Source organism: Bifidobacterium sp. ESL0769 (genome assembly GCF_029395495.1).
In the GTDB taxonomy this organism is placed as follows: Bacteria; Actinomycetota; Actinomycetes; order Actinomycetales; family Bifidobacteriaceae; genus Bifidobacterium.
Genome location: NZ_CP113918.1, coordinates 631711 through 655528, shown reverse-complemented (window position 1 = coordinate 655528; position 23818 = coordinate 631711). Strand labels below are relative to the sequence as shown.

The following is a 23818-nucleotide window of genomic DNA, read 5'->3' as shown; positions in this document are numbered from 1 at the left end:
GCAAAATCATGCACAATGGAAGTATGAAGCCATCGAAGAACGCACCAGGCAATCGCGGACCATACCAAAGCCAGCGCAACCAGCCGGCATACCCTTGGCAGCAATATGCACCGGCCGGCGGATTCCCGGTGACCCCGAAACAACGTCTGCCGCTACTGCGTCCGAAAAAGAAGCGCGTCTTCTGCGGGGTATGCCGGGGTTTGAGCCTGCACTTGGGCGTGCCCGCGGCCTGGATTCGCTTGGCTTTCGTAGCCGCAACGTTTCTTTTCGGTGCAGGCATCGTGGCCTATATCTTCTTGTGGGCGTTCGTTCCGGCCGGAGACCCGGTTACCGCCGAACAGGAACGGCGCGAAGCCGAACGAAGAACTGCGAATGCGCCTTTGTCGTATGGGAATGCCAACACTATCGCAAACACACAATACGGAAACGGCAGCAATCCCTTATCCGGCAATATCGCCGATACCGCTGATTCCTCTGACGTACGGCAGCAAATGCCCCATTCATCTTCGTCGTCACCTGCCGCAATAGGCAACGCGAACGCGAATGGATCAGAAAACGACGAAACCAACAATGTCCCCGAAAACCTTGCGCAGGCTTTCAAAAGTGCTTCGAAACCATCGATTATTGCATTGGTCGGTATCGTTCTGATTGCATTGGCAGTGGTTTTGGAAACCAGCCCACTGCCCGGCGACCTTACCTTCGGCATTTTCATGGCATTGTGCGGCATCGGCGTAGCTTGGATCCGCTTCAACGCCAAGGACGGACAAATACGTTACCTGCTTATTGGCGTGGTCCTGATGGCGATCGGCTACTTCATTTGCGCCGATTCCTATTCATTCAGCCATCACCTGCCATTTTCCGCGGCAATTGCCGGCGTAGCGCTGTTGGCAGGGGTTGCATTGGCTATCATCCCGCTCGCGAACCGGTTCATCCACGAACTGAGCCACGAGCACGCGCTGAAGGAACGCGAAGAGGAACGCGCTGACATGACCGCGCACTTGCACGATGGCGTACTGCAGACGCTTGCACTGATTCAGCTGCACAGCGACGAGCCCAAAACCGTGTTTACTTTGGCTCGTAAGCAGGAACGAGAGCTGCGTCGGTGGCTTTATCAGGAACGGATACCTTCGGACCGGTCGGTGAGCACCGGGCTTAAGGAGATTGCGGCACGCATCGAAGACCAGTTCGGTGAACCCATCGATGTGGTGACCGTCGGCGACACGCAGCCCAGCGCCCAGACCGACGCACTGCTCAACGCCAGCGAGCAAGCGATGCTCAACGCCGCGCAGCATGGAGCGGAACCGATTTCAGTCTATTGCGAAGTCGGCGCAGCACAGGCCGAAGTTTTCGTGCGCGATCATGGCAACGGGTTCAATCAGGACGCGATCCCGCCGGACCGGCTCGGCATCCGTCAGTCCATCATTGGCCGCATCGAACGACGTGGCGGCAGTGTCAACATCGTCTCGCGCCCGAATTGGGGAACGGAAGTGCACATGACCATGCCGATTCCCAAGGAAAACGGCAGCGCTGACAAAACGATGGCGGAGAAAGCTCAAATGGAAACGAGCAAACAATGATATTAGGTATGCGAATAACGCAATCGCTGTTTCCGAGACAATCAATCCACACTGATGCGAAATGTCACGATATCAGCATTCAGGATATTGATCACTTGCCAAACGGCACAGCAAGTCAAAACATCGGACAAAGCGAATAGAACCAAACAGATATGATTGGTAACAGTATGAGGGAAACGAACAACAGCAACAGCATGAACGACAACACATTTAGCAACGAAGCAGATAAAGCCATCCAGTCGAATACCGAATTGCCAAACGACAACCTGCCAACCGCAGCGCACCACGCCATTCGCATCGCCGTTGTCGACGACCACGAGATGTTCCGGGCCGGTGTCATCGCCACGCTGAGCCCGCATTTCACCATCGTCGGGCAGGCACCCGATGTCGAAGGTTCGGTGGCGATGATTGCCGATACCAAACCGGACGTGGTTTTGCTCGATGTCCACGTACCCGGCGGCGAAGGCGGCGGCGGCGCGGAAATACTGCTCAAGTCGCACCCGCTCTCCCCTGATTCCGCGTTTCTCGCACTTTCCGTTTCTGACTCGCCGAAGGATGTTGGCGCAGTGATTCGCGCGGGCGCCCGCGGCTACGTCACCAAAACCATCAGCGGCGACGACCTGATTTCCTCTATCATCCAAGTGAACGAAGGCTACGCCGTCTTCTCCCCGAAACTGGCCGGATTCGTACTTTCCACCTTCCAAGGCGCGGGCCAGGCCGAGCACGACGACGAACTCGACAAACTTTCCCACCGCGAGCAGGAGGTCATGCGCCTCATCGCGCGCGGCTACACTTACAAGGAAATCGCCGCCGAACTGTTCATCTCCATCAAGACGGTGGAAACCCACGTCAGCGCCGTGCTCAAAAAGCTCCAGCTTTCCAACCGCACCGAGCTCACCCGCTGGGCCGCTGACCGTAGGATTGTGTGAGAACGCAAAAAATTCAGGCGAGTGCTGAAATATTGTTTCGCAAGCTGTTTGCGTCTTTGAATCCGATTGTTTGAAAACCAAAGTTTTCAAGCTTCTTGACGATTTGCTCATTGCTATCGACGAACAGAGCGGTTCTTGAATCAATACCAAAATGCTCGATTGCACGATGCACCAGAACGGGGTCGGGCAGTCGAAGCCCCGTTTCAGACGAAACCATAAAGTCTCGCAGCAAGCCAAGTTCCCGGAAACGCTGCTGAGCTAAGGCCAGATGTTTCCTAGTCGTGTTCGCCAGTCCCCACAAGCGAATCCCGGCATCATCCAAATCCCGCAACAACTCTGTCATCCCCGGCATCATGCCGACAAATCCGTCTTCTTCGTGGTCGAGGTACATTTTGAGCACCCAAGCAATAGCCGGCCCGTGGTGCTTTTCGTACGAGGCGAGGACCCGTTCCTCGCTCCACCCGCATTCGAGCATCGCCAGGTAAAACTCCATACCCCACTCATCATCGGGATTGAACATCATATCGGCGATACCCTCAGGATACTGTCCGGTAATCGGCCGCCGACCGTCCCATTGAACCAGCACATTATCGAGCCCAAACACCACGTCGGTTATCGCAGTTTCCAAGAACAACGCACCCTTCCCACCATCAGTCGAATTTTCCACTTTGGCAATATATAGACGACTCGTCAGACGAAGACAGAGCTTGTCTCGTAGGAAACATTGAGCTTGTTGACTTCTTAGTTATCTTCAGCAACCCCGTAACTTACCCCGACAATCGCCGACATTACTTTATGACGTTTGATTGCGTTCCTCATCTTATGTTTTTTGCTACTTTCAGTCATGAATCTACCCAACTATCTCGTTTTGATTTCCTCATAGTCACCATAATCCCTGAATAGGCCTCCCTGCCCCATCAAAATCAAGCTTCCCTTCGTAGAAAGAATTTTCCGGCTCTGCAATCAACCCTCTATGTCGCATTCATGGACGTTGGCGTGAACCCAATGGTCGGTGACATTCCGGGCCTTGAACGTATACGTTTCCTTAGGAGGAACTTCAAACCACGACACATCCCGTTTCTCGTGTACCTGCCGCCCCTCGTCGTCATAGACCGTGACCTGTATGTCCGGGGTTCCGGTCGTCACGCCACACACATTGACCCCATCGTCACTGTAATTATTATGAAATCGGTACACCGTCTTCTCCTGGTGCGGCCAGTAGGTCGGGTCAATCACTTCCCACTTCAGATTCACCCCAAGAATCAGCAGCACGACCAGCAGGATCACAGCGAGAGGAATGGCAAGCGGAACGCCAACGGCAATGATGACCGTCTTGTGCCGTTTAACGGCCGCCCGTATTCTGTGCCTCTTGCCATTTCCGGTCATTTGCATCGATTCCTTTCTGAATTGCGTCCTAATCGTCAGGATTGACTTCTCGATTCTGGAGCACGGCGTATCCGCCTCCACCAAAACCGCACGTCAACTATAGGGCTCGCACTCATGCACATTGGAATGGGCCCAATGACCCGTGGTATTCTTCGCCTTGAACGTGTACTTCTTCTCGCCGGGAACACTAAAATGCCATTCATACCCTGGACCACCAACGGAGGAGTCGACCTTATGCCCACCGCCGTCATAGATAGTGATCGTGACATCAGGGCTCTCATTGGCCAGACACATCAGCACACCATCCTCATTGTGCGAAGTGTCAACGCTATCCACCGTCTTCTCCTGATACGGCCAGTAAGTCGGATTAATCACATCCAACTTCAGCATCAACCCCAAAACCAGCAGCACGACCAACAGGATCAGGACGAGAGGAATACCAGCAAAAACACCAATGATAATGGCTCCCGACCTGTGCCGCCTAATAACTGCCTTCACTCTGCTCTTTTTCCTTTTGTCGCTCATAGTCATCCATCCCTTTCTGAATCGCCTGCTGATCGCCAGGATTATCTCCCCAATCTTTAAATATGTTGTCCTTGTCACCCTTGATATGGAATCCGTTATCGTGCACCATTTGCTGGATACCGGCACCAGCCTTGAGCATGTCCGTGCCGATGCCAACCTGGTCACCATAATAACCGTACAAGTAGTTGCCAAGGAAGTCCGGAGATGGGCCGCCGTTCTTCTCTGTGGGATTGCCATCCCATCCTCTCGACCAAATCGAGTAATTTTCTCCGTTGGTCTTCTGGCTTTTCAGATCGAGCGGTTGCGTGGTCTGGACCATACCATAGAACTCGCCTAAGTCATCGGCTCCGGAAATCCTGGCAACATCGTCTCCTAAGCCACGAGCAACTTTACGGATGTCGACGTGGGTGGAATGCAGAACCTTGGTAAGCTTCTTATCGGCAGCGAGAACATCAGGATCATCGTCCGGACCAATGGCGTACTTTTGGTGAGGATGATTCTTTTCCCACTCTGCTTTTTTCTTATCATATTCTCTTCTGGCCTTGGCATAATCATCGAAGGCATCAGGTGCCAAGGAATGCAACCACTCCTCGTAAACCTTTCTGATTCTTTTGGCTTTTTCTGTTGAATCAGTGATGGTGGGATCATTTTGGATATCCTTGATTTTGGCGCGGTAGGAGTCAGGCAGGGTACTCGGGTCCCGCTTATCAACCGGAGTGGAGAGTTTGTCCTTCCTTAATGCTGCCGCCCAGCTCATATCGGCGCCAGGCGGGAAGACGATTGATCCGTCTGCATTGGCGCGAGTGCTGTTGATGACCTTCACGCCCCGCATCGCATCTTTGAATACCTGTGCACTATCTTTAAACAGAGATGCAGTGTCGTTGGTGAACGTGTTAAGGGCAACGATTTCCTCGTCGTAATCGGCCTTCAGACTTTCCAGTTTGCTAAGCTGCTTGTTCAGCTTATCAATCGAGGAATTCATCCCATCCCTGATTTTATAGTTATCCGACGAGGCACCTATCTCATTCGATGGCGTGACGAGCATGCTCAACGTCCGTTTTTGGTCTTTGATCTTTTGCTGCACGACGTCGATCATATGGTTCGTGTTGTCGAGCTTTCTCTTGACGTCTTCACCGTCGATGTGATTGTCAATTGCGCGTATCTCCCCGTCGGAGGCTCGGTATGCGTTCAAATCGTTCTGCATGTCCCCGACGGCCTCGTTGAGCTTTTGCACCATCGGGTCGATATACATGACGAACATTTCCCTGCCGGCCGTGTACGCCGCCCCCTTCAGCATCCCAGAGTTCACAGTATCCACAAGATGACTACTGCCTTTTGAAAGCCGTCCGAACACCTCACCGGCACCTTTTAAATTGGCTTGCAGAGTATTCATCAGGGCGTCCGAATCACCGGAATCATAGACTACCATCGTGAATCCCTTCTTTTCTTCCTGAGTCCGTCGGCCTCTTCATCCAGCCGCATCGAAGCGTCCAAACAGTATCTGTTGACCTCATCGCTATGCTGTTCCGCCGACTCACGTACGTTTCTCTCAACGTCCTCTATGATGGCCAATTGTTCCTGCTTGCGTTGCGAAAGAGCAGCACCAGCATCTTCATATATTTGCCGCGTTCGCCCTGCAAGCGTTGAGAACTCCTCGACAAACTGCTCATCGCAAGCGTTTTCATGCCAGCGTAGATTTTCCAGATCCTCTTGTTCCGAAGTGATTTGACGAAGACGTTCGGCCCGTTTCAAATCCTCTTCCTCATCACCGGAAGGCTTCGAATGAGCGACAGAATTCCCCGAATAGTATCCCATAATTCATTTCACTTCCATCGTTGCGAGGCGGCTTCGTCTCGTTCCTCGATGACATGCGCGATCCGCGGGAACTTATTGGCCTGAAGCAGAACACAGGAAACCACATTGGAAATGTCACTCATCAACGCGTTGCACAGACTCGCACCATCCTGCATAGATGCGACCGTGGCCGATCCCATAGTCACGGACTGGTTCGCGAAACCCGACGCATCGAGACCGGTCAGTTCGCCGATTGCCTCCTGGGCCGCAACAGCGCTCGATTTGATTTCCCTTTTTGCCATGCGATATCTCCCAATCCATAGACATGAGCAAGCGTTATATCAAACTATCGTACTGTAATTATTAATAATATTTTTAACTAATCCCTTTTTACACCGCTCAAGCACAAAGATCCGGCGGATCACATATCCTCGGCACCTCTTCTGGCACCCATCCACTTTGAGGATTACAGACAATAAAGCATGAAAATTAAACGTGGGGATAACGGCCAAAATGTGTGTCTGTTTTAGGGTCTGAGGTGTTCTCCCGTCTGGTGTGGGATGGGTTCGAAAGTGCCGGCCGGTACTTTCGGGGTCGGCCAGAATGTGTGTCCGGAACGGGACGGGAGCCGTTGTGCTGTATGGGGTCCGGGCTGTTCGAATGTGTCGTGTTCGATGGAGGGCATGGAGACACCCTTGTGCGCCGCGTGCGGCGGGAAGATGAAGAGGAACGGGACGACCAGCGCGGGCAGGACCCGGTGGAGATGCAGGGAATGCGGGGCCTCCCGCACCCGCGGCTACGACCGGGGCGCGTTCGACCTGAAGGCGGGCCTGGACTGGCTGTTCTCCAAGCGGGCCCAGGCGGAATCGTCCGTGCCGGACCGAACCCAGCGCCGGCGGAACCTGACGATGTGGTCGCTGAACCCGCCCACGCCCCTGCCCGCACAGCGTTACGACGTGGTGCACGCCGACGGGATCTGGCTGCACCGGCGGGCCGTCGTCCTCATCGCCATCGCCGGCGGCCACGTCGTCGGCTGGCACGTCGCCAGAAGCGAGTCGAGCGCCTCGTGGGCGGCGCTCATGCGACAGATCCGCGCGCCCAAGGTGCTGGTCTGTGACGGCGGCAACGGCATCGGCAAGGCCATGCGCGCCGTGTGGCCCGGCACCCGGATGCAGCGCTGCCTGTTCCACATCTGCATGAACATCACGGTCCTGACCGGCAAACGGCCCAAGCTGAAGGCCGGCAGGGAGCTGCTCAGGCTGGCGCAGCGGCTCAGCCGCGTCAGGGACGCCGGCATGATGGCCGACTGGCTCGTGGACTACAACCGATGGGAACAGAGGTGGAAGGGTTTCCTTGACGAGAAGAGCAAGTACAGGGACGGCACCATCGCCGACGCCCACCGGAGGCTGGTGCGCGCCCGCGCCATGATCCGCAAACGGATCTCCGAACACGTCATGGACACGTTCATCACCATGCAGCCCGAGTGCGGCGAGCCGGTCCCGCCGGACAACAACCTGTGCGAGTCATGGAACCGGCAATTGAGGAACATGCTGCGCGAGCACAACGGCCTGCCCCTCATCCGCGAGATCAAGGCCATCTGCTGGTGGTGCCGCATGCACACCGAACACCCCGAAAGCCCCGCATGGCTCGCCCGCCACTGCCTCACCGACCAACAGATCGAACAGCTCAACCGGCAGGCATGGCAACGATCCCCGGAAGGCAGGACCTCCACCACCGGCGAACCCACCTGGGGCACCGGCATCGACTGGAACGAATTCCACACCGCCACCAGATACCCCAACCAGACCGACTAGAAACCCAAGACCACCAGACACACAATTTGGCCGGTATCCCTAAACGTGAGTTAAGTGTCAGGGTATGAGAATCATTGGCAATAGCCTAAAACAAAAGGGCTTCAAGCCGAAACCTGAAACCCTTTGACAGCGGACAAGGCGAGATTCGAACTCGCGGTGGGTTGCCCCACAACGGTTTTCAAGACCGTCTCTTTAGACCGCTCAGACACCTGTCCATGTTGCGTTAACGGCTTGCACCGCAAACGCAACGTATAAAATTATAGCAACCTCCCGCAGACAGTTGGCGCGTCGCTCTGTCAGCGACCACCCCGCGTTTAGCGCATAAACAGACAGCCAACAAAATTCAACCGGATAGCAATTGGCCGAACTACAGAAAAGCGCCATAACCAAACTGTTCAGTGATTGTTGACAGCTTAAGTCATGACGCTTTCAATAACGAAGACTGAAAAGTCTCATGCCTCCCACTTGGTGGGCTCGATGACCTCGCGACCGCCCATGTAGGGACGCATGGCCTTCGGGATCTCGATGGAGCCGTCCTTCTGCTGATGGTTCTCGAGGATGGCGACGAGCCAACGCGTTGTGGCCAGTGTGCCGTTCAACGTAGAAACCGGACGGGTGGAACCGTCCTCGGTGCGCTCACGGATGTTCAAGCGACGGGCCTGATACTCAGTGCAGTTCGAGGTGGACGTGAGCTCACGGTAGCGGCCCTGCGTCGGTACCCAAGCCTCGTTGTCGAACTTGCGGGCAGCGGAGGAACCGAGATCGCCGGCGGCGGTGTCGATAGTGCGGTAAGGCACCTCGACCTTGGCCAACATCTTCTCTTCCATGCCGAGCAGCTGCTTGTGCATCTCGCGGGATTCTTCTTGCTTGCAGTAGACGAACATCTCCACTTTGTCGAACTGGTGGACGCGGATGATGCCGGAAGTATCCTTGCCCGCAGCACCGGCCTCACGGCGGTAGCAGCTCGACCAGCCACAATACTTGAGTGGCCCGTTGCCCAAGTCAAGAATCTCGTTTTCGTGCATGCCTGCGAGCGCCACTTCGGAGGTACCGACCAGGTACTGATCGTCAGGTTCGCGCAGACGGTAGATTTCGTCAGCGTGCGAGTTCAAAAAGCCGGTTCCGGCCATGACCTCGGGGCGCACCAGCGTCGGCGTGATAGCCAGCGTGAAGCCGTTCTCCTCGGCCTGGTCAACGGCCATGGTGAGCATGGCGATCTGCATGCGGGCGACGGCGCCACGCAGGAAGTAGAAGCGCGATCCGGAGACCTTGACGCCACGACGCATATCAATGCCGGCCACGCCGACACCCAGCGTCAGATGGTCCTTGGGCTCGAAGCCCTCGGCCTTGAAATCACGCGGCGTGCCGACCTTCTGCACCACCACGTAATCATCCTCGCCGCCTTCTGGCGCCTCAGGCTCGACGATGTTGGAGAACTGCCACATGGCCTTCGTATAGGCTTCGGCGGCATCGTCGGAAGTCTTCTTGTATTCGGCGACCTTGTTGGCCAAGTCCTTGGTCTGCGCAATCAGCGCGGCCTTCTCGTCAGGAGCGGCTTGGGCGACCTTCTTGCCCATGGCCTTCTGGCTGGCACGCGCCTCCTCATACGATTTCAGGGCCGCGCGGCGGGTCTCGTCCTGCTTCAAAACCTCGTCCACGAGCTCGACGGATTCCCCGCGCTTGCGCTGGGATTCCCGCACAACGTCGGGATGTTCACGAATAAATTGAATATCTAGCATATCCTCAACCCTACTTTCTTAAAGGGACACCTATGACCGGGCCGCAAACCCGCCCACAGACGCCCCATTTCACCTCTATTGACATATTTACATATCAATATCTGTTATCCACATTTATTATTTACCACAACGCATTTCAACAATTCAAAGAACCACCGCCCCGCATCACATGAACAGTTCCACGATGTTGTAGAAGATCGCGGTGACGGCGATGAGGCCGACTACGAAAATGAACACGTTGCTGGCCTTGCCCCGATATTTCTGTAGCACCGGTACCTTGTGGATGGCGTACATAGGCAGGAGCATCAGCACGAAGGCGATCAGCGGGCCCGCCATGGTCTCGAGCATGCCAATGACGGAAGGATTGGCCCAGGCGATGAACCAGCAGGCGAAGAACATGATGACATTGACCGCCACGCGCAGCGGGCCGCGCTTGATGACGCGGTGCCGCGTCTGCGCCACCTTGCGGATGATGCCGCCAAGTCCCTCTTCGACGCCGAGGTAATGACCGAGGAACGCCTTGAAAATGCAGAAGAAGGAAGTCAGCGCCGCAACCCAGGAAATGACCGGGCTGTTCAGGATATTGGCGAGGTAACTCAGGATGGAAACGTTCTGGACCTTGGCTTTGGCGAGGCTTGCCGGATCAAGCGCCAGATCGCTGGAAATGACGAAGAACAGCACGACGGCGACCATCATGGGCTCCCCCACCTTGAGGATTTTGATGGCCTTGCGCTCGGCGTATTTCGCGCCGTATTCCAAACGCACATTCACGGAGAAGGAAGAGACGATGGCGGAATGGTCGAAGGTGAGCACGATCACCGGGATGAGCAGCCAGAGGTTGAGCACCAGCTTGCCCAGGTCGAGGCCGCCGCCCGCACTCTGCGGATAGCTGGTGAGCATGGAGGGGTTCCAGCGCGGGATAAGGTAGAGCGCAAACAGAACCAGAACCGCGATGACCGGCCATGTCATCCAGCTCATTACGCGAGTGACGATGGTGGTGCCACAGGTGACGATGACGATGAGGATCGCGATCAGAATCAGGGAAAGCAGCCCACGCGGCGGTGCGTGCATATGCAACTGGTTGACGATGAAGCTTTCGGCGGTGTTGGTGATGGAGATGGAATAGACCATCAGCAGCACGAAGATCTGCGCGAAATAAATCAGTGTGAAGACCATGCCGAACCCGAAGCCGAAATGCTGCTCGACCACGTCGGTGATGTCATCACCCGGATTCTTGGCTGAAAGCACGAACCGGCACATCGCACGATGCGCAAAATAGGCCAGCGGCAACGCGATGATGATGGTCAGCACCAGACCGAGCGTGCCGACCCCTCCTACGTCGATTGGCAGGAACAAGACGCCCGCGCCGATGGCCGTGCCGAAAAGGCTCAGCATCCAACGCACATCCTGGCCGTGCCATTTGCGCGCGTAGTCTTCGCTGACCTGCTTCTCTTTGGGCATTTCGGCCTGGGCGTCTTGCGTTCGTCGTTTTGCCGACTGGTTCTGTGCTGTTGCCATGGGATACCACTTTCTGATGTTTTGCTTCTTGGAATACTTTTCGGATATTTATTTGAAAATCCGCTTCAACTTGGGAAACTGCCCAATAGGCAAACAAAACATCACGCATTACCGGGCAATAACCTTGCCGACGCGGAATGCGATATTGCGGTGTTAACGAAGTTCAGACGATGAACCCGACATATCGCGACCGGCGGCGAGCGACGAAAACGATCGACGAGCCGAACGCGAGACATTCATACTTTGAGCAACGCTGAAACGACGCGCGGGGATTGCCGCAGCGTCTGATTCCATTGCCAAAGTGAACATAGACGACAATATAGAGCCGCATACCGAGGAAAACAAATCCCCTGACATATTTTGAGACAATACAGCTCAAAAGGACTATAAAAATGGGCCACGAAAGATAAAAACAGCCTGCGTACCCGTAATTTGCAGGCACGCAGGCTGTTTGAGCGAAAGGAAAGGAAGTGTCAGAACAGCTCGACGATGTTGTAGAAGATGGCGCTGACCGCGACGACGCCGACGACCACGATGAACACGTTGCTGATCTTGTGGGAGTACTTCTTCAACGCCGGCACCTTGTGGACACCGTACATCGGCAGAAGCAGAAGCACGAAGGCAATCAGCGGGCCGGCCATGGTCTCGATCATGCCGATGGCGGAGGGGTTGGCCCAGGCCACCAGCCAACAGGCGACAAACATCAGAATGTTGACGACGGCGCTGAGCTTCTTGCGCTCGACCACCACACCTTTGGCATGCGTCACTTTGCGGATGATGCCGCCGAGCCCTTCCTCGACGCCCAGATAATGGCCGAGGAACGCCTTGAAGATGCAAACAAACGCGGTGATGGAAGCGATCCACGAGATAGCCGGGGTGTTGAGGATGTTGGCCAGGTAGCTCAGGATGGAAACGTTCTGCGCTTTGGCTTTCACCAAGTCGCCAGGCGTCAAGGCCAAATCGCTGCTCAACACGAAGAAGAGCACGACGGTGACCATCATGGGCTCGCCGAGTTTCAGGATCTTGCCAATCTTGTCGTCGGAATACTGGCCGTAACGCTTGCGGACGTTGACGGAGAACGAGGAGACGATGGCGGAATGGTCGAAAGTGAGCACGATGACGGGAACCAGAAGCCACAAATCGAGCGCAAGGGCACCGAAATCGATGCTACCTGAAGCGCCACGTGGAAAGCTGGTGAGCATGGAGGGGTTCCAACGCGGGATAAGGTAAAGCGCGAAAATCACCAACACGGCGATGACCGGCCACGTCAGCCAGCTCATTACGCGGGTCACGGCGCGGGTTCCGCAGGTCATGATCAGAATCAGTACGCCAACGAGCACGAGGGAAAGCAGCCAGCGCGGTGGCGCGGGCATGTGCAACTGATTGACGATGAAACTTTCGGCGGTATTGGTAATCGAGACCGAATACATCAGCAGGATGACCAGGACCTCGACGAAGTAAATAATGGTGAAGGCCATGCCGAAACCGAAGCCGAAATGCTGCTCGACCACATCGGTGATATCATCACCCGGATTCTTGGCGGAAAGCACGAACCGGCACATCGCACGGTGCGCAAAATAGGCCAGCGGATAAGCCACGAGCAGCATGAGCACAATGCCGATGACGCCTGCCCCGCCCGCGTCAATCGGCAGAAACAGAACGCCCGCGCCGATGGCCGTGCCGAAAAGGCTCAGCATCCAACGCACATCCTGACTGTGCCATTTCAGCGCATAAGCCTTGTTAGTCTTGTAATCCTTGTCGTTTTGATTGCTGTTGGGTTTCTGCGCCCCGGCCGTCACGCCGGCTTGCGCATCACCTGCTCGCCGCTTTACCGGGCGTCCTTCTTCACTCGTCATACAAATCCACTTTCCCCTCATGTTTGTTGGATTTTTCTCAACCCGCTTCAATAGGTCACCGCCCAATACGAAGCAAAACATCACACGTTACCGGACAGATATGCCGTTGCGATAATGCAATATTTGAATGTTTACAAAACTGAATAAATCAATCCGAAATATCACGGCGAACGACGGTCGACGACGAATGCGATCGACAGGTCGAAGCGAAAATGCTCGCATCATAGGCAATCAAGGTGCGGCATGCGGCATTTGCCGTGATACCTGCTTCAATCCCCATGTCGAACATGGTTCACAGTATATTAAAGCCAATCCGCCGCCGATAAGCCGGTGACAAATAATGAGATGAGATTGTTTCGTTTTTGTTTCATTGAATAAAGCGAACCAACGTGTAGGGTTCGTTCATCTTTTTTTCAACTTCGGGCGCAACGTCACTGTATCGCGCCACAATAGAGCCATGTCTCGTACAGTGCTTTTCGTCATCGTCGCCGTGGTCGCGGTCTGTGTTCTCGCCGTAGCCGCCGCGTTGATATGGCGCGCATGGAAGCGCTGGCGCAGGGTGCAGAAGCTCAACGAGCGCGATGACGACCAGGTGCGTTATGCGTTCATCATCAATCCGTCGAAGCCGCAGGCCGCACGCTCGCGCTTGCATATCGAGGAATTCTGCAAAGACCACAACATCACCGACATCGAATTCATCGAGACCACGCTGGAACGCGACGGCCGGGTTTGCGCACTTGAAGCGTTGAGCCATGGGGCCGACGTACTGGTTGCGGTGGGCGGCGACGGCACCGTGCGCACCGTGGCGAGCGCCGTGAGCGGGACCGGCCACACCTTGGCCATCATCCCCATCGGAACCGGCAATCTTTTTGCCCGCAATATGGGTATCCCCGTCGACGACATCAACGCGGCGCTGGCCATCGCGACCTCGCACGGCGAGCAGATGGTCGATATGGGACGCATGGCCCTGCTCGACAAACCGGACGAAGACCACGCCCACGCCTTCCTCATCATCGCGGGCATCGGCTTCGACGCCGACATGATCAGCGACACCGACCCGGAACTGAAGAAAAGCATCAGCTGGCTCGCCTATTTCTCGGGCGGCATGAAGCACCTGTTCGCGCCGAAATACCGTGGGGCCGTCACCATCACCGGCGCCGACGGCAGCTCGCACACCGTCGGAGAAGTACATTTCCGCACGTTCATGGCCGGTAATTGCGGCCAGATTCCAGTGTTTTCGCTCATGCCCGACGCCTCGTTCGACGACGGCCTGCTCGATTTCGAAATTATCGATACGTCCGGCGGCATCTTAGGATGGATGAACCTCTTCGGCGATGTCATGCACCAGACCATCACCGGCAAGGCCCAGCAAAGCCCGCTTTCCACCAATTCCACGATGGACCAGATTCAGGGCGTCAAAGCTGAAATCAAACTGGAAAAGCCGGCGCTCGCCCAAGTCGACGGCGACATGCTCGGCTCCACCAGCCATATCCGCTTCAGCCTTGAACCCAAATCATTGCGCGTCAGAGTTCCGGCCAAGGCCGAGTTGGAACAAATCTAACTATGACGACCAACTTTCCCCACTACTTGGCGTAACCTGTCAGTTCCAGCTTCTTGGAGACATACTCACCGATATACACGCCGTTGGTGCCGTCATAACCTTGCTTCTTGACCTCGTCCTCAAGCCATTCCTTGTCGTGACCAATGGCCTCGAGCACGTCGGTATCAACCTGGCCGTCAACAATCAGCGGCAAACGCAGCGACTCATCGCCGTAGCAGATGACGGTCAGCTGGCCGTTCTGCTCGAAATAGGCCTTCAAGACCTTGGAAATCTCATAGACACCCTGCGCGCGCAATTTGAGCATCAAATCGCTAGCGGAGACACCTTTGCGCATGCAGGTGGCGACGTCGACCTTGCCGTGCGAAATGAGCATGACCGGGCTCCCATCGATAAGCTTCTTGCAGAACCGGCTGTTCTCCTTGGCGAACTTGATAACCATGCACAGAAGCGTCCAAGTTACCAGAACGAAAACGAACTGGAGCACGGTGATCTGCTCGTTGTAGATCACGCCGCCGATGATGGCGCCGAGCACGTAGTTCTGAATCTGATCCATGGCGCTGGTGGGCGCGAGATTTGACTTGCCGAAGAGGTTGATGTGGACGATCAGGAAGGCGATGCCCACAACGAGTTTGATGATGAGTGTGGTGCTGATGAGCATGGCGGTTCCTTATTTCTCTACTTTGACATCGGTGAGCATGTGGGTTTCGGTGAGTTTGTAGGCGGTATAGTCCGTGTTTAGATTCACCGTGTAGTACCTTTTGCCGATTTTGACGATGACGTCCTGATTCAGGTACTTCGAATTGACCAGCACATCATTCTGCGAAACGTGCCGTTCTTTGGCAACCTGCGTCACGAAATTGACCATCTGCTCGCTTTTCGCGCTGGCTGTCTCGCTTTGCTGGAACTGTGTATAGCCGCTGCCGACCACCAACACTGCCAGCAGCAACGCGATGATGCCCAGGTCTCGGTATTTCGTCTTGAGCCGGTGCCGCAGATACAAGATGAAGAACGCGACCAGCGCCACGCACAGCGCGATGATGATGACGAATCGGATGACTTGATTGATGCCATGCTGGCTTTGCAGGTAATTGATACCGTAAAATGTCATGGAAATGCCTCAAACTGGGTTGACAGGTAATTTCTCCGATTTCATGGTAGAAGTGACGCAATACGTTATCGGGTTTTCGGGCTGAGAGAAGAATTTATATTACATTTTCAAGACGCATGACGAAAATAGACACCAGGACATATCGAACCGGCCCATTCGTTCCGTTTCACATTGCCAATCTACAATTCAGTGCAGGAAAACTGCCTATAAAGGCGCCGCAAAGTCCGTCTACCAGCACCAATAATTACCCAATCTCACAACGGCTGTGTGCGATTGGTTGTGATAGCGCACAAACCCCGCGCTTCCGCCAGACAACTGTGGCACAATGGAGGTATGGTAGCAACAAATGCGGGCAAACCCGCCACACAGAATGACCTCATCGACGTCGACGAGGTCATTGGTAAGTATTACAACAATGTTCCCGACCCCGCCGAGCCGACGCAGCGCGTTTCCTTCGGCACCTCGGGCCACCGCGGTTCTTCGCTCAAGACATCATTCAACGAGGCGCACATCGTCGCGATCACGCAGGCTATCGCTGAATATCGCAAGCAAGCCGGCGTTACTGGCCCGCTGTATCTCGGCCGTGACACTCACGCACTTTCCGGCCCCGCGATGAAGACAGCCATTGAAGTTTTGGTTGCGAACGGCGTAACCGTACGCATCGACTCACGCGACGATTTTGTACCGACGCCAGTCATTTCACATGCCATCCTGACCCATAACCGCGCCGCCGACGGCTCGCAACGCTTCGAAGGCGACGGCTTGTCTGACGGTATCGTAGTGACTCCTTCGCACAACCCACCCACCGACGGCGGATTCAAGTATGATCCAGTCACCGGCGGCCCGGCTCCGGCCGAAGCGACCGAAGCCATCGCCAACCGCGCCAACGAACTGCTCGGCTCGTTCCGCGACGTCAAGCGTGTGCCATACGACGAGGCCATCAAGTCCCCGCTCGTAGAGCGCTTCGACTACCGAGACCACTACGTTTCCGATCTCGGCAACGTCATCGACTTCGACCTCATCCGCTCCTCCGGCGTGCGTCTGGGCATCGATCCGCTTGGCGGCGCTTCCGTGAATTATTGGCCGCTCATCAACGAAAAGTATGGCCTCAATATCGGCGTGGTTCGCCCTGACGTGGACCCAACCTGGCGCTTCATGACCATCGACCACGACGGCAAAATCCGCATGGACCCGAGCTCGCAGTACGCGATGAAGGGTCTGGTCGACGAGCTCAACGCCGGCGCGTGGAGCAAGTACGACCTCGTGGGCGGCACCGATCCCGATGCCGATCGCCACGGCATCGTCTGCCCCGACTGGGGCGTGATGAACCCGAACCACTACTTGGCGGTGTGTATCGCCTATCTTTTCGGCGGCGCTCGTCCGGGCTGGCCGAAGGGCACTGGCGTTGGCAAGACGCTGGTCTCATCCTCACTGATTGATCGCGTGGCCGCTTCCATCGGCGCACCGTTGGTCGAGGTGCCGGTCGGCTTCAAGTGGTTCGTGGACCCGCTCTTCACCGGCAAGGTCGCATTCGGCGGCGAAGAGAGTTCCGGCATGAGTTTTCTGCGTCGCGACGGCCGCGTGTGGACCACCGACAAGGACGGCATCATCCCCGACCTGCTCGCCGCGGAAATCACCGCCAAGACCGGCAAGAACCCGGCACAGCTCCATCAGGAACAGGTGGCAAAGTTCGGCGAAAGTCGGTACAAGCGCGTCGATACACCGACCACACTCGAACAGAAGCAGAAGTTCGCGGGCCTGACTCCCGAGTCCGTTTCCGCCACGACGCTGGCCGGCGAGGACATCACCGCCAAGCTCACCCGCGCGCCCGGCAACGACGCACCCATCGGCGGCATCAAGGTAACGACCAAGAACAACTGGTTCGCCGCACGTCCCTCCGGCACCGAGAACATCTACAAGATCTATGCCGAGTCGTTCGTCTCCCCCGAGGCGCTTGACAAGGTGCTTTCTGAGGCTACGGATGTGGTCGACAAAGCGCTCGGTGAATAATCATCATAGAGAGCATCGCACAAGTCGGTAGATAGGAAAATAGGAATGGCAAAATTCCGCCATTTCGAAAACCTATCTACCGACTTTTGCGTTATCTGCTGCAATTTCGCCGGCAAAACGTAGGCTGGTAATCATGACTATTACGGTTTCTACGGACGGCAGCGCACTCGGCAACCCCAACGGGCCCATGGGTTGGGCTTGGGCCGATCATGCGGCGAACGCTGCGAGGACGAATGGGCATCAGCACGACGGGGACAGCGACGCGGGCGGCGCCACCAACGGCACCAACCAGATCGGCGAGCTGTGCGCGGTGCTCGAGGCGCTGCGTGCCCATCGCGGGGCTGAGCCGCTGACCATCGAAACCGACTCGCAGTACGCCATCAACTGCTCGACCAACTGGGTCAAAGGCTGGAAGAAGAACGGCTGGAAGAACTCGCAGAAAAAGCCGGTGAAGAATGCACCGCTCATCAAAGCCATCGATGCGGAAATCAGCAAACGCGAAGGACCGGTGAAGTTCGTCTGGGTCAAGGGACACAACGGCAACCCGGGCAATGAGAAGGTCGACGACCTCGCCCACACCTACTCCGGCGATGCACGCAGCGGAGTGAAGGACGGCTATCTGCCGCTGGAAGGCTGGCAGTCGCTACTCGCCTCGCCGTACGCCAAAGGCGTGGATATCCCGGCCGACGCGAAAATGCTCATCGACGGCAAAATCACCGAGGAACAATATCATCTCGGGCGCGGCGCGGAATCCAGTAACGACAACGACGACGATTTCGAAGATAGTGGAAACGCTGCCAATCAAGCCGACGTTCCAATGCCCCACAAGCCAACGCTTGCCGAACGACTTGCGGAGCCTGAGGGCGTGCCTGAATATGATTTCAGTCCACATAAGCCAATAGTCGCGCATCATCGTGCAGTCGAAAACGACGAGTCTTCAGAGGTGAATAATCAGGACGAGGTCAACGAAGACAAGGCTCACGGCATTGGCCGTACCGTGCGTTCTCAGCCTGATTTCAGCGCATCACCGGTAGGTGACGACGTCACCATTCCTGCCGACAGAAGCGACGCTGCCGCCACCGAAACAGAATTGCCAGCGGCCGATAATAAGCCAGATACACTCGATAAATCTGACCAAGCGAACAAGCCTTCAAAAAACGATGACAACAGCGATTTCGTCGACGATAACGACAAAATCGATAATGCCGACATATCCGGCGACGAATCTGATGACGCCGACGCTGATATCAACGAATCTAACGAAGCCGATAATGGCGATACCGACGAAACCGCAACAGACGTTGATGCCACGCAACACACGAAGCCTGAGCCAAAGACAAATCAGGCACCGCCATATCTCAAAAGCGGACTGAGCGTGAACGGAACGTTGCGCTTCTCCCCCGCGCCACAGACCAGCCCGACCTATAACGGCCGGCCGCGCCATATCCGAGGAGTAATTGCCATCGACGGGTATGTGGCCGGAGACGGCATGATTCTGCTGAACAATGCGCCATTCCTCATTGCCAATAACAATCACAAAAATTGACAAAAACAGACAAAACCTGAACAACAACAAAAGTATTGGAACACCGATACTATGGAAAGTGACGCTCGTCACTATATGACGAAGCAAGACCTTTAAAGGAGTACGAATGGATAAGAACGAACAAGACGCGTTGAAAAAGGCTGCAGGCATCGAAGGTGCCAAGTTCATCAAGGATGGCATGATCGCGGGCCTCGGCACCGGCTCGACCGTGCGTTTCCTAGTGGACGAGCTCGGCCGCCGCACGCAAGAGGAAGGCCTCAAGTTCACCGGCGTGACGACTTCGCGCCGCACCGCCAAGCAAGCCGAGGGCTACGGCATCAAGATCGTCGACATCGACGACGTGGACCACATCGACCTCGCCATCGACGGCGCCGACGAAGTGGACAAGAACTTCAACGGCATCAAGGGCGGCGGCGCGGCCCTGCTCTGGGAAAAGATCGTCAACGAGAACTCCAATTACAACATCTGGATCGTTGACGCCTCCAAGGTGGTCGACACCATCGGCAAGTTCCCGCTGCCCGTCGAGGTCATCCCCTTCGGCGCCGGCCACGTCATCAAGAAGTTCGAGGCCAAGGGCTACAAGCCGGTCCTGCGCAAGAACGCCGACGGCACCGAAGTACGCACCGATGAAAACAACTACGTCGTCGACCTGCACCTGGGGCGCATCGATCACCCGGAAGATCTCGCCGAAGACCTCATCAACACCGTCGGCGTGGTGGAGCACGGCCTCTTCCTGAACCGCGTGGACAAGGTCATCGTCGGCAACCCCAACGGCCCGCGCATTCTCACGGTTTCGGAGAACTGATTGCAGCTCACATCTGATTGATTCGGCTGGGTTCAGACGATTTCGGCCAGATCCAGCAGGACATGACTGGCTTCTGCCAACAAACAAAACCGGCACGCAATTGCTTAATCTACAATGTGTGCCGGTTTTATATTCTGCTGATTAGCTGGGATTGACTTCATCTGATAAGGAGTATGTGATGAATACAGCGCTTGAAAACACTCAGCGTCGCAAATCTTCTATTAACCCGTGTAAACCGAAGATTTACGACGCTAACCGGTCATATCGCGTCGCAAATCTTCCCCCAATAAACGAAAACAGGAGATTTGCGACGCTTATTGGCTTCCCAGCGTCGCAAATCTTCTGCTAGTCAACTTTCTTCAGGCTCCGGATTCTTAAAGCAACCGGCAGTTTCGCTTATTTCAGCGCCTCAACCGCCTTGCGCGCGGCATCATAATCCGGCTCGGTGCCGATTTCAGGAATCTGCTGCGTATATGCAACATTGCCGTCACGATCTACCACCACGACAGCGCGCGAAAGCAGGCCGCGCATGCCGCCGTCGACGATGGTCACGCCGTAATCCTCGCCGAACGAGGAACGAAATGCTGAGCCGGTGACGACGTTCTTGATGCCTTCCGCACCGCAGAAACGGCCCTGCGCAAACGGCAGATCCTTGGAAACGCAGACCACGATGGTGTCTTCGAGCTCGTCGGCTATCTGGTTGAACTTGCGCACCGACATCGAGCAGACATCCGTGTCGACGGACGGGAAGATGTTGATGACGACCTTTTTGCCTGCGAATTTGGACGAATCGAAATCGTTCAAATCACCGTCAGCAAGCGTGAAAGCCGGGGCCTTGGAGCCGACGGCAGGGAGATTTCCTACGGTATTGGTGGCCACGCCACCCAAAGTTATTTGTGCCATACCCTCATGGTTTCACGAAACAGACCAATATGCCAGCGTTTTACGCTACATGACAGCAGTATCACGCGCTTTGCCACATATTCCACTTTCCGCTTCGGTTTGCATACCGTTCGTATCATATCCGAAGCAAGTCTCAAATCTGCGAATAGAGAAGACCAACGGGTTATAGAGGCTATTGATCAGAACAAAATATCGATAAAGATATATCAGCAACGACAAAACAAGAAGGCCCGGAGCCGAACGGCCCCGAACCTTCTTATGAAAAGCTTTATTACTACTTGCGCTGATGACGAGTCTTACGCAGCAGTTTGCGGTGCTTCTTCTTGCTCATCCGCTTGCGGCGCTTCTTGATGACAGAACCCATCTGAAGCCTCCAATCCTTGACTGTAAGTTTGCAACTTGACTTATCTTACTCGCTCTTGCCGACTTAAAACGCCATGTTCCCGATTTCCGGCAACCGAGCCAAAATCGTTCAACGAACACATCACAAAGAACTATTCCGCGCAACCACTTCAAAAAGCCGAACTAGAACGGGAATTTCGAATAGAACCGTTGAATCGATTCCTTGGAGCCCGTAGCTTGGAAGACCACGGTATCATTCTGCCAGACCGCCGTAGCCGTCTTACCCTTGTCGCCGTTCGACTTGACCACGTATTTACCGGTGGAATTGCCGGAAACCTTGACATCACCACTGGCCACATCCGTGCCCTTGAGCGCACCCGTCAGCGTGTCATATTGTGTTTTCGCGCTGTCGCTGCCCGACCATTGCGCCACAACAAGCGTGACGTCCTTGGGAATAGCCCCTGTCGAATAGGTGAGCGTGTATTCCTCCAGAGGTGAGGCCGAAGTCCAGTTGGCGCTCGGAGCGGCTTCCGTACGGGCGAAATTGAGAACGCTGTCGGGCATCGCTTTCAGCAACGGCGTGGCATCCTGCGGCAGCTCCTTAGCCTTGATACTCGGCGTGGTGGGTTCCGGCTTGGTGGACGTCGTCTGCTGCTGCTTCTGTTCTTCACTGGCTGACCTATTCATCGCCCAGCCTGGCCACACAAAGGCGGAAAGCAAAGCAAGAACAATGACCAACGCAGCCGCGACCACGACCGCAATCAATTTGCCATGAGAAGAATTTCTTTGTTGAGTCGACATAGCCGCAATTATTTCACATCGTACTGACGCTAACACAACGGGACGAGTCGTCGCGTTTCGTTTGAATTACAACGATTTGGCACTAGACAAGGCACGTTTATCGCGTCGAATAACTTGAGCCAACAACCTTGAAGGAACTTGCTCTTGTCGCCGAAATTGGCTAGCGTCGGCATCATGGCAAAGATTGCGACACAGTACGTCTGCTCGGAGTGCGGTTGGAACGGCGTGAAATGGTACGGGCGCTGCCCCGAATGCGGTGCGTGGGGCACCATCGAGGAATTCCATGAGGCACGGCCCGCCGCCGCATCACGTACCGCCGCGCCCGGACGCACCTCGCGCACGAAGGCCAGTTCCGCCATCATGGTTGGCAGCGCCGCAGCCAAGCCGATTACGGAAATCTCGACCGAAGGCGTGACGAGAATCCCGACCGGCTTCGGCGAGTTCGACCGCGTTTTGGGCGGCGGCATCGTACCGGGGTCGGTAGTCCTGGTCGCCGGCGAACCGGGCATCGGCAAGTCGACGCTGCTGCTTGAGACCGCCGGCAATGCAGCACGGAACAATCCCAAGAAATCAGTCCTCTATATCTCCGGCGAGGAATCGCAGGCGCAGGTGCGTATGCGCGCCTCTCGCATCAATGCTATGGAAAGCAATCTGCTGCTGGCCTCAACCACCGACCTCGCCACAGTGCTCGGCCTGATCGAGCAGGAGAAGCCGAGTCTCGCCATCGTCGATTCGGCGCAGACCATCGTCTCGCAGGATGTCGATGGCATCTCCGGCGGCTCCACGCAGGTGCGCGAGGTGGCCAGCGCGCTTATCGACACCGCGAAAACGCTTGATATTCCGGTGATGCTGGTCGGCCACGTCACCAAGGACGGCTCTATCGCCGGCCCGCGTACGCTCGAACACCTGGTGGATGTGGTCTGCCAGTTCGAGGGCGATTCGCAGACAGCGCTGCGCCTGCTGCACGCGGCTAAGAACCGTTTCGGCCCGACCGACGAAGTGGGTTGTTTCGACATGAGCGGCGAAGGCATCGAAGAGGTCAACGATCCGTCCGGACTGTTCCTTTCCACCGAGGACGCACCGGTCGAAGGCACCTGTGTCACGTTCACACTCGACGGCCATCGCAGCCTGCCGATTGAAGTGCAGGCGCTCGTCACGAAATCCGTTCTGCCTACACCAAGACGTAATACAAACGGCATTGATTCCAATAGACTGGCCATGCTTTCGGCGGTGCTTTACCGCCACAGCCGCGTGAACCTTTTGGCGAATGACCTTTACGTTTCGACCATTGCGGGCGGGCTGGCCAAGGAGCCGGCCTGCGATCTCGCCATCGTGGCCGCATTAGCGAGCGCCGCCACCAGCAAACCCATCGCCCGCACCACTTGCGCGATAGGTGAGATTTCGCTCACCGGCCAAGTGCGCCCCGTCCCCCAACTTTCCCACCGCCTGAACGAAGCCGCGCGCCTGGGCTTCACCCGCGCCGTAGTCCCCACCCATCGCGGCCGTCGTGGTATCAAAGCCATCAAGGGCTTGGAAATCGTAGAGGTCTCGTCCCTGCGTGACGCACTAGATGCGCTGGGCGTCTCCAAAGGAAGATAGCGGAT

General features: G+C 55.9%; 23 protein-coding genes and 1 tRNA gene. 8 read left to right on the top strand and 16 right to left on the bottom strand.

Annotated elements, in window-relative coordinates; translation table 11 throughout:
• Nucleotides 1-23 precede the first annotated feature (23 nt).
• Both OZX72_RS02545 and OZX72_RS02540 read left to right on the top strand, forming a co-directional pair.
• Nucleotides 24-1577 (top strand): ATP-binding protein, encoded by a 1554-nt coding sequence (locus tag OZX72_RS02545; protein WP_277158856.1) that lies wholly within the window; start codon nt 24-26, stop codon nt 1575-1577.
• A gap of 320 nt (nt 1578-1897) precedes the next feature.
• Nucleotides 1898-2506, top strand: a complete 609-nt coding sequence (locus OZX72_RS02540; RefSeq protein WP_277159340.1) for a response regulator transcription factor — start codon at nt 1898-1900, stop codon at nt 2504-2506.
• 13 nt (nt 2507-2519) lie between these two features.
• Here the strand turns inward: OZX72_RS02540 and OZX72_RS02535 are convergent, their stop codons facing one another.
• From OZX72_RS02535 to OZX72_RS02510, 6 genes are all read right to left on the bottom strand, one after another.
• Nucleotides 2520-3173, bottom strand: a complete 654-nt coding sequence (locus OZX72_RS02535) for an HAD family hydrolase (protein WP_277158855.1) — start codon at nt 3171-3173, stop codon at nt 2520-2522.
• Nucleotides 3174-3469: 296 nt separating this feature from the next.
• Nucleotides 3470-3892: an FxLYD domain-containing protein gene (locus tag OZX72_RS02530; protein WP_277158854.1), complete on the bottom strand. Its 423-nt coding sequence runs from the start codon at nt 3890-3892 to the stop codon at nt 3470-3472.
• Nucleotides 3893-3985: 93 nt separating this feature from the next.
• Nucleotides 3986-4417: a hypothetical protein gene (locus tag OZX72_RS02525; protein WP_277158853.1), complete on the bottom strand. Its 432-nt coding sequence runs from the start codon at nt 4415-4417 to the stop codon at nt 3986-3988.
• Nucleotides 4374-5846 (bottom strand): polymorphic toxin type 44 domain-containing protein, encoded by a 1473-nt coding sequence (locus tag OZX72_RS02520; protein WP_277158852.1) that lies wholly within the window; start codon nt 5844-5846, stop codon nt 4374-4376. Before OZX72_RS02520 ends, OZX72_RS02525 begins: the two co-directional genes overlap by 44 nt.
• A complete protein-coding gene (locus tag OZX72_RS02515) occupies nt 5840-6232 on the bottom strand; it encodes a hypothetical protein (RefSeq protein ID WP_277158851.1) in 393 nt (130 codons plus the stop codon). Before OZX72_RS02515 ends, OZX72_RS02520 begins: the two co-directional genes overlap by 7 nt.
• Nucleotides 6233-6240: 8 nt before the next feature.
• Nucleotides 6241-6513 carry a hypothetical protein gene (locus tag OZX72_RS02510; protein ID WP_277158850.1) on the bottom strand — a complete coding sequence of 91 codons (273 nt, stop codon included), beginning with the start codon at nt 6511-6513 and terminating at the stop codon, nt 6241-6243.
• Nucleotides 6514-6894: 381 nt separating this feature from the next.
• Here OZX72_RS02510 and OZX72_RS02505 point away from each other — a divergent pair, with 381 nt between their 5' ends.
• Nucleotides 6895-8025, top strand: coding sequence for an IS1249 family transposase (locus OZX72_RS02505; RefSeq protein ID WP_277158849.1), 1131 nt, complete (start codon nt 6895-6897; stop codon nt 8023-8025).
• 130 nt (nt 8026-8155) lie between these two features.
• On the opposite strand, the gene OZX72_RS02500 is transcribed toward OZX72_RS02505, so the two are convergent.
• The 5 genes from OZX72_RS02500 to OZX72_RS02480 form a co-directional block, all read right to left on the bottom strand.
• Nucleotides 8156-8240 (bottom strand) — tRNA-Ser (locus OZX72_RS02500).
• Nucleotides 8241-8477: 237 nt separating this feature from the next.
• Nucleotides 8478-9764 carry a serine--tRNA ligase gene (gene serS / locus OZX72_RS02495; protein ID WP_277158848.1) on the bottom strand — a complete coding sequence of 429 codons (1287 nt, stop codon included), beginning with the start codon at nt 9762-9764 and terminating at the stop codon, nt 8478-8480.
• A 165-nt stretch (nt 9765-9929) separates the two neighbouring features.
• On the bottom strand, nt 9930-11282 hold the full coding sequence (locus OZX72_RS02490; protein ID WP_277158847.1) for an aromatic amino acid transport family protein: 1353 nt from the start codon (nt 11280-11282) through the stop codon (nt 9930-9932).
• A gap of 473 nt (nt 11283-11755) precedes the next feature.
• Entirely contained in the window at nt 11756-13138 is a 1383-nt protein-coding gene (locus OZX72_RS02485) for a hypothetical protein (protein ID WP_277158846.1), read from the bottom strand.
• A 148-nt stretch (nt 13139-13286) separates the two neighbouring features.
• Complete coding sequence (locus tag OZX72_RS02480) at nt 13287-13427, bottom strand: hypothetical protein (RefSeq protein ID WP_277158845.1); 141 nt, start codon at nt 13425-13427, stop codon at nt 13287-13289.
• A gap of 168 nt (nt 13428-13595) precedes the next feature.
• Here OZX72_RS02480 and OZX72_RS02475 point away from each other — a divergent pair, with 168 nt between their 5' ends.
• Nucleotides 13596-14699, top strand: coding sequence for a diacylglycerol kinase family protein (locus OZX72_RS02475; protein WP_277158844.1), 1104 nt, complete (start codon nt 13596-13598; stop codon nt 14697-14699).
• Between the two features lie 22 nt (nt 14700-14721).
• Here OZX72_RS02475 and OZX72_RS02470 read toward each other — a convergent pair whose 3' ends face one another.
• Together OZX72_RS02470 and OZX72_RS02465 are read right to left on the bottom strand one after the other, a co-directional pair.
• Entirely contained in the window at nt 14722-15357 is a 636-nt protein-coding gene (locus OZX72_RS02470; RefSeq protein WP_277158843.1) for a DUF421 domain-containing protein, read from the bottom strand.
• Nucleotides 15358-15366: 9 nt separating this feature from the next.
• On the bottom strand, nt 15367-15807 hold the full coding sequence (locus OZX72_RS02465; RefSeq protein WP_277158842.1) for a DUF3290 domain-containing protein: 441 nt from the start codon (nt 15805-15807) through the stop codon (nt 15367-15369).
• A gap of 333 nt (nt 15808-16140) precedes the next feature.
• On the opposite strand from OZX72_RS02465, the gene pgm reads away from it, so the two are divergent.
• The 3 genes from pgm to rpiA all read left to right on the top strand — a co-directional run bounded on the left by pgm (nt 16141) and on the right by rpiA (nt 20168).
• Complete coding sequence (gene pgm, locus OZX72_RS02460) at nt 16141-17817, top strand: phosphoglucomutase (alpha-D-glucose-1,6-bisphosphate-dependent) (protein ID WP_277158841.1); 1677 nt, start codon at nt 16141-16143, stop codon at nt 17815-17817.
• 133 nt (nt 17818-17950) lie between these two features.
• Nucleotides 17951-19363, top strand: a complete 1413-nt coding sequence (locus OZX72_RS02455; protein WP_277158840.1) for an RNase H family protein — start codon at nt 17951-17953, stop codon at nt 19361-19363.
• 106 nt (nt 19364-19469) lie between these two features.
• Entirely contained in the window at nt 19470-20168 is a 699-nt protein-coding gene (rpiA, locus tag OZX72_RS02450; RefSeq protein WP_277158839.1) for a ribose-5-phosphate isomerase RpiA, read from the top strand.
• A gap of 396 nt (nt 20169-20564) precedes the next feature.
• On the opposite strand, the gene tpx is transcribed toward rpiA, so the two are convergent.
• From tpx to OZX72_RS02435, 3 genes are all read right to left on the bottom strand, one after another.
• Nucleotides 20565-21071: a thiol peroxidase gene (tpx, locus tag OZX72_RS02445; RefSeq protein WP_277158838.1), complete on the bottom strand. Its 507-nt coding sequence runs from the start codon at nt 21069-21071 to the stop codon at nt 20565-20567.
• A 274-nt stretch (nt 21072-21345) separates the two neighbouring features.
• The gene (locus OZX72_RS02440) at nt 21346-21435 is read right to left on the bottom strand and encodes an AURKAIP1/COX24 domain-containing protein (protein WP_004268639.1); all 90 of its coding nucleotides are present in this window, start codon (nt 21433-21435) and stop codon (nt 21346-21348) included.
• 161 nt (nt 21436-21596) lie between these two features.
• Complete coding sequence (locus OZX72_RS02435; RefSeq protein WP_277158837.1) at nt 21597-22214, bottom strand: hypothetical protein; 618 nt, start codon at nt 22212-22214, stop codon at nt 21597-21599.
• A gap of 174 nt (nt 22215-22388) precedes the next feature.
• On the opposite strand from OZX72_RS02435, the gene radA reads away from it, so the two are divergent.
• A complete protein-coding gene (gene radA / locus OZX72_RS02430) occupies nt 22389-23813 on the top strand; it encodes a DNA repair protein RadA (protein WP_277158836.1) in 1425 nt (474 codons plus the stop codon).
• Nucleotides 23814-23818 lie beyond the last annotated feature (5 nt).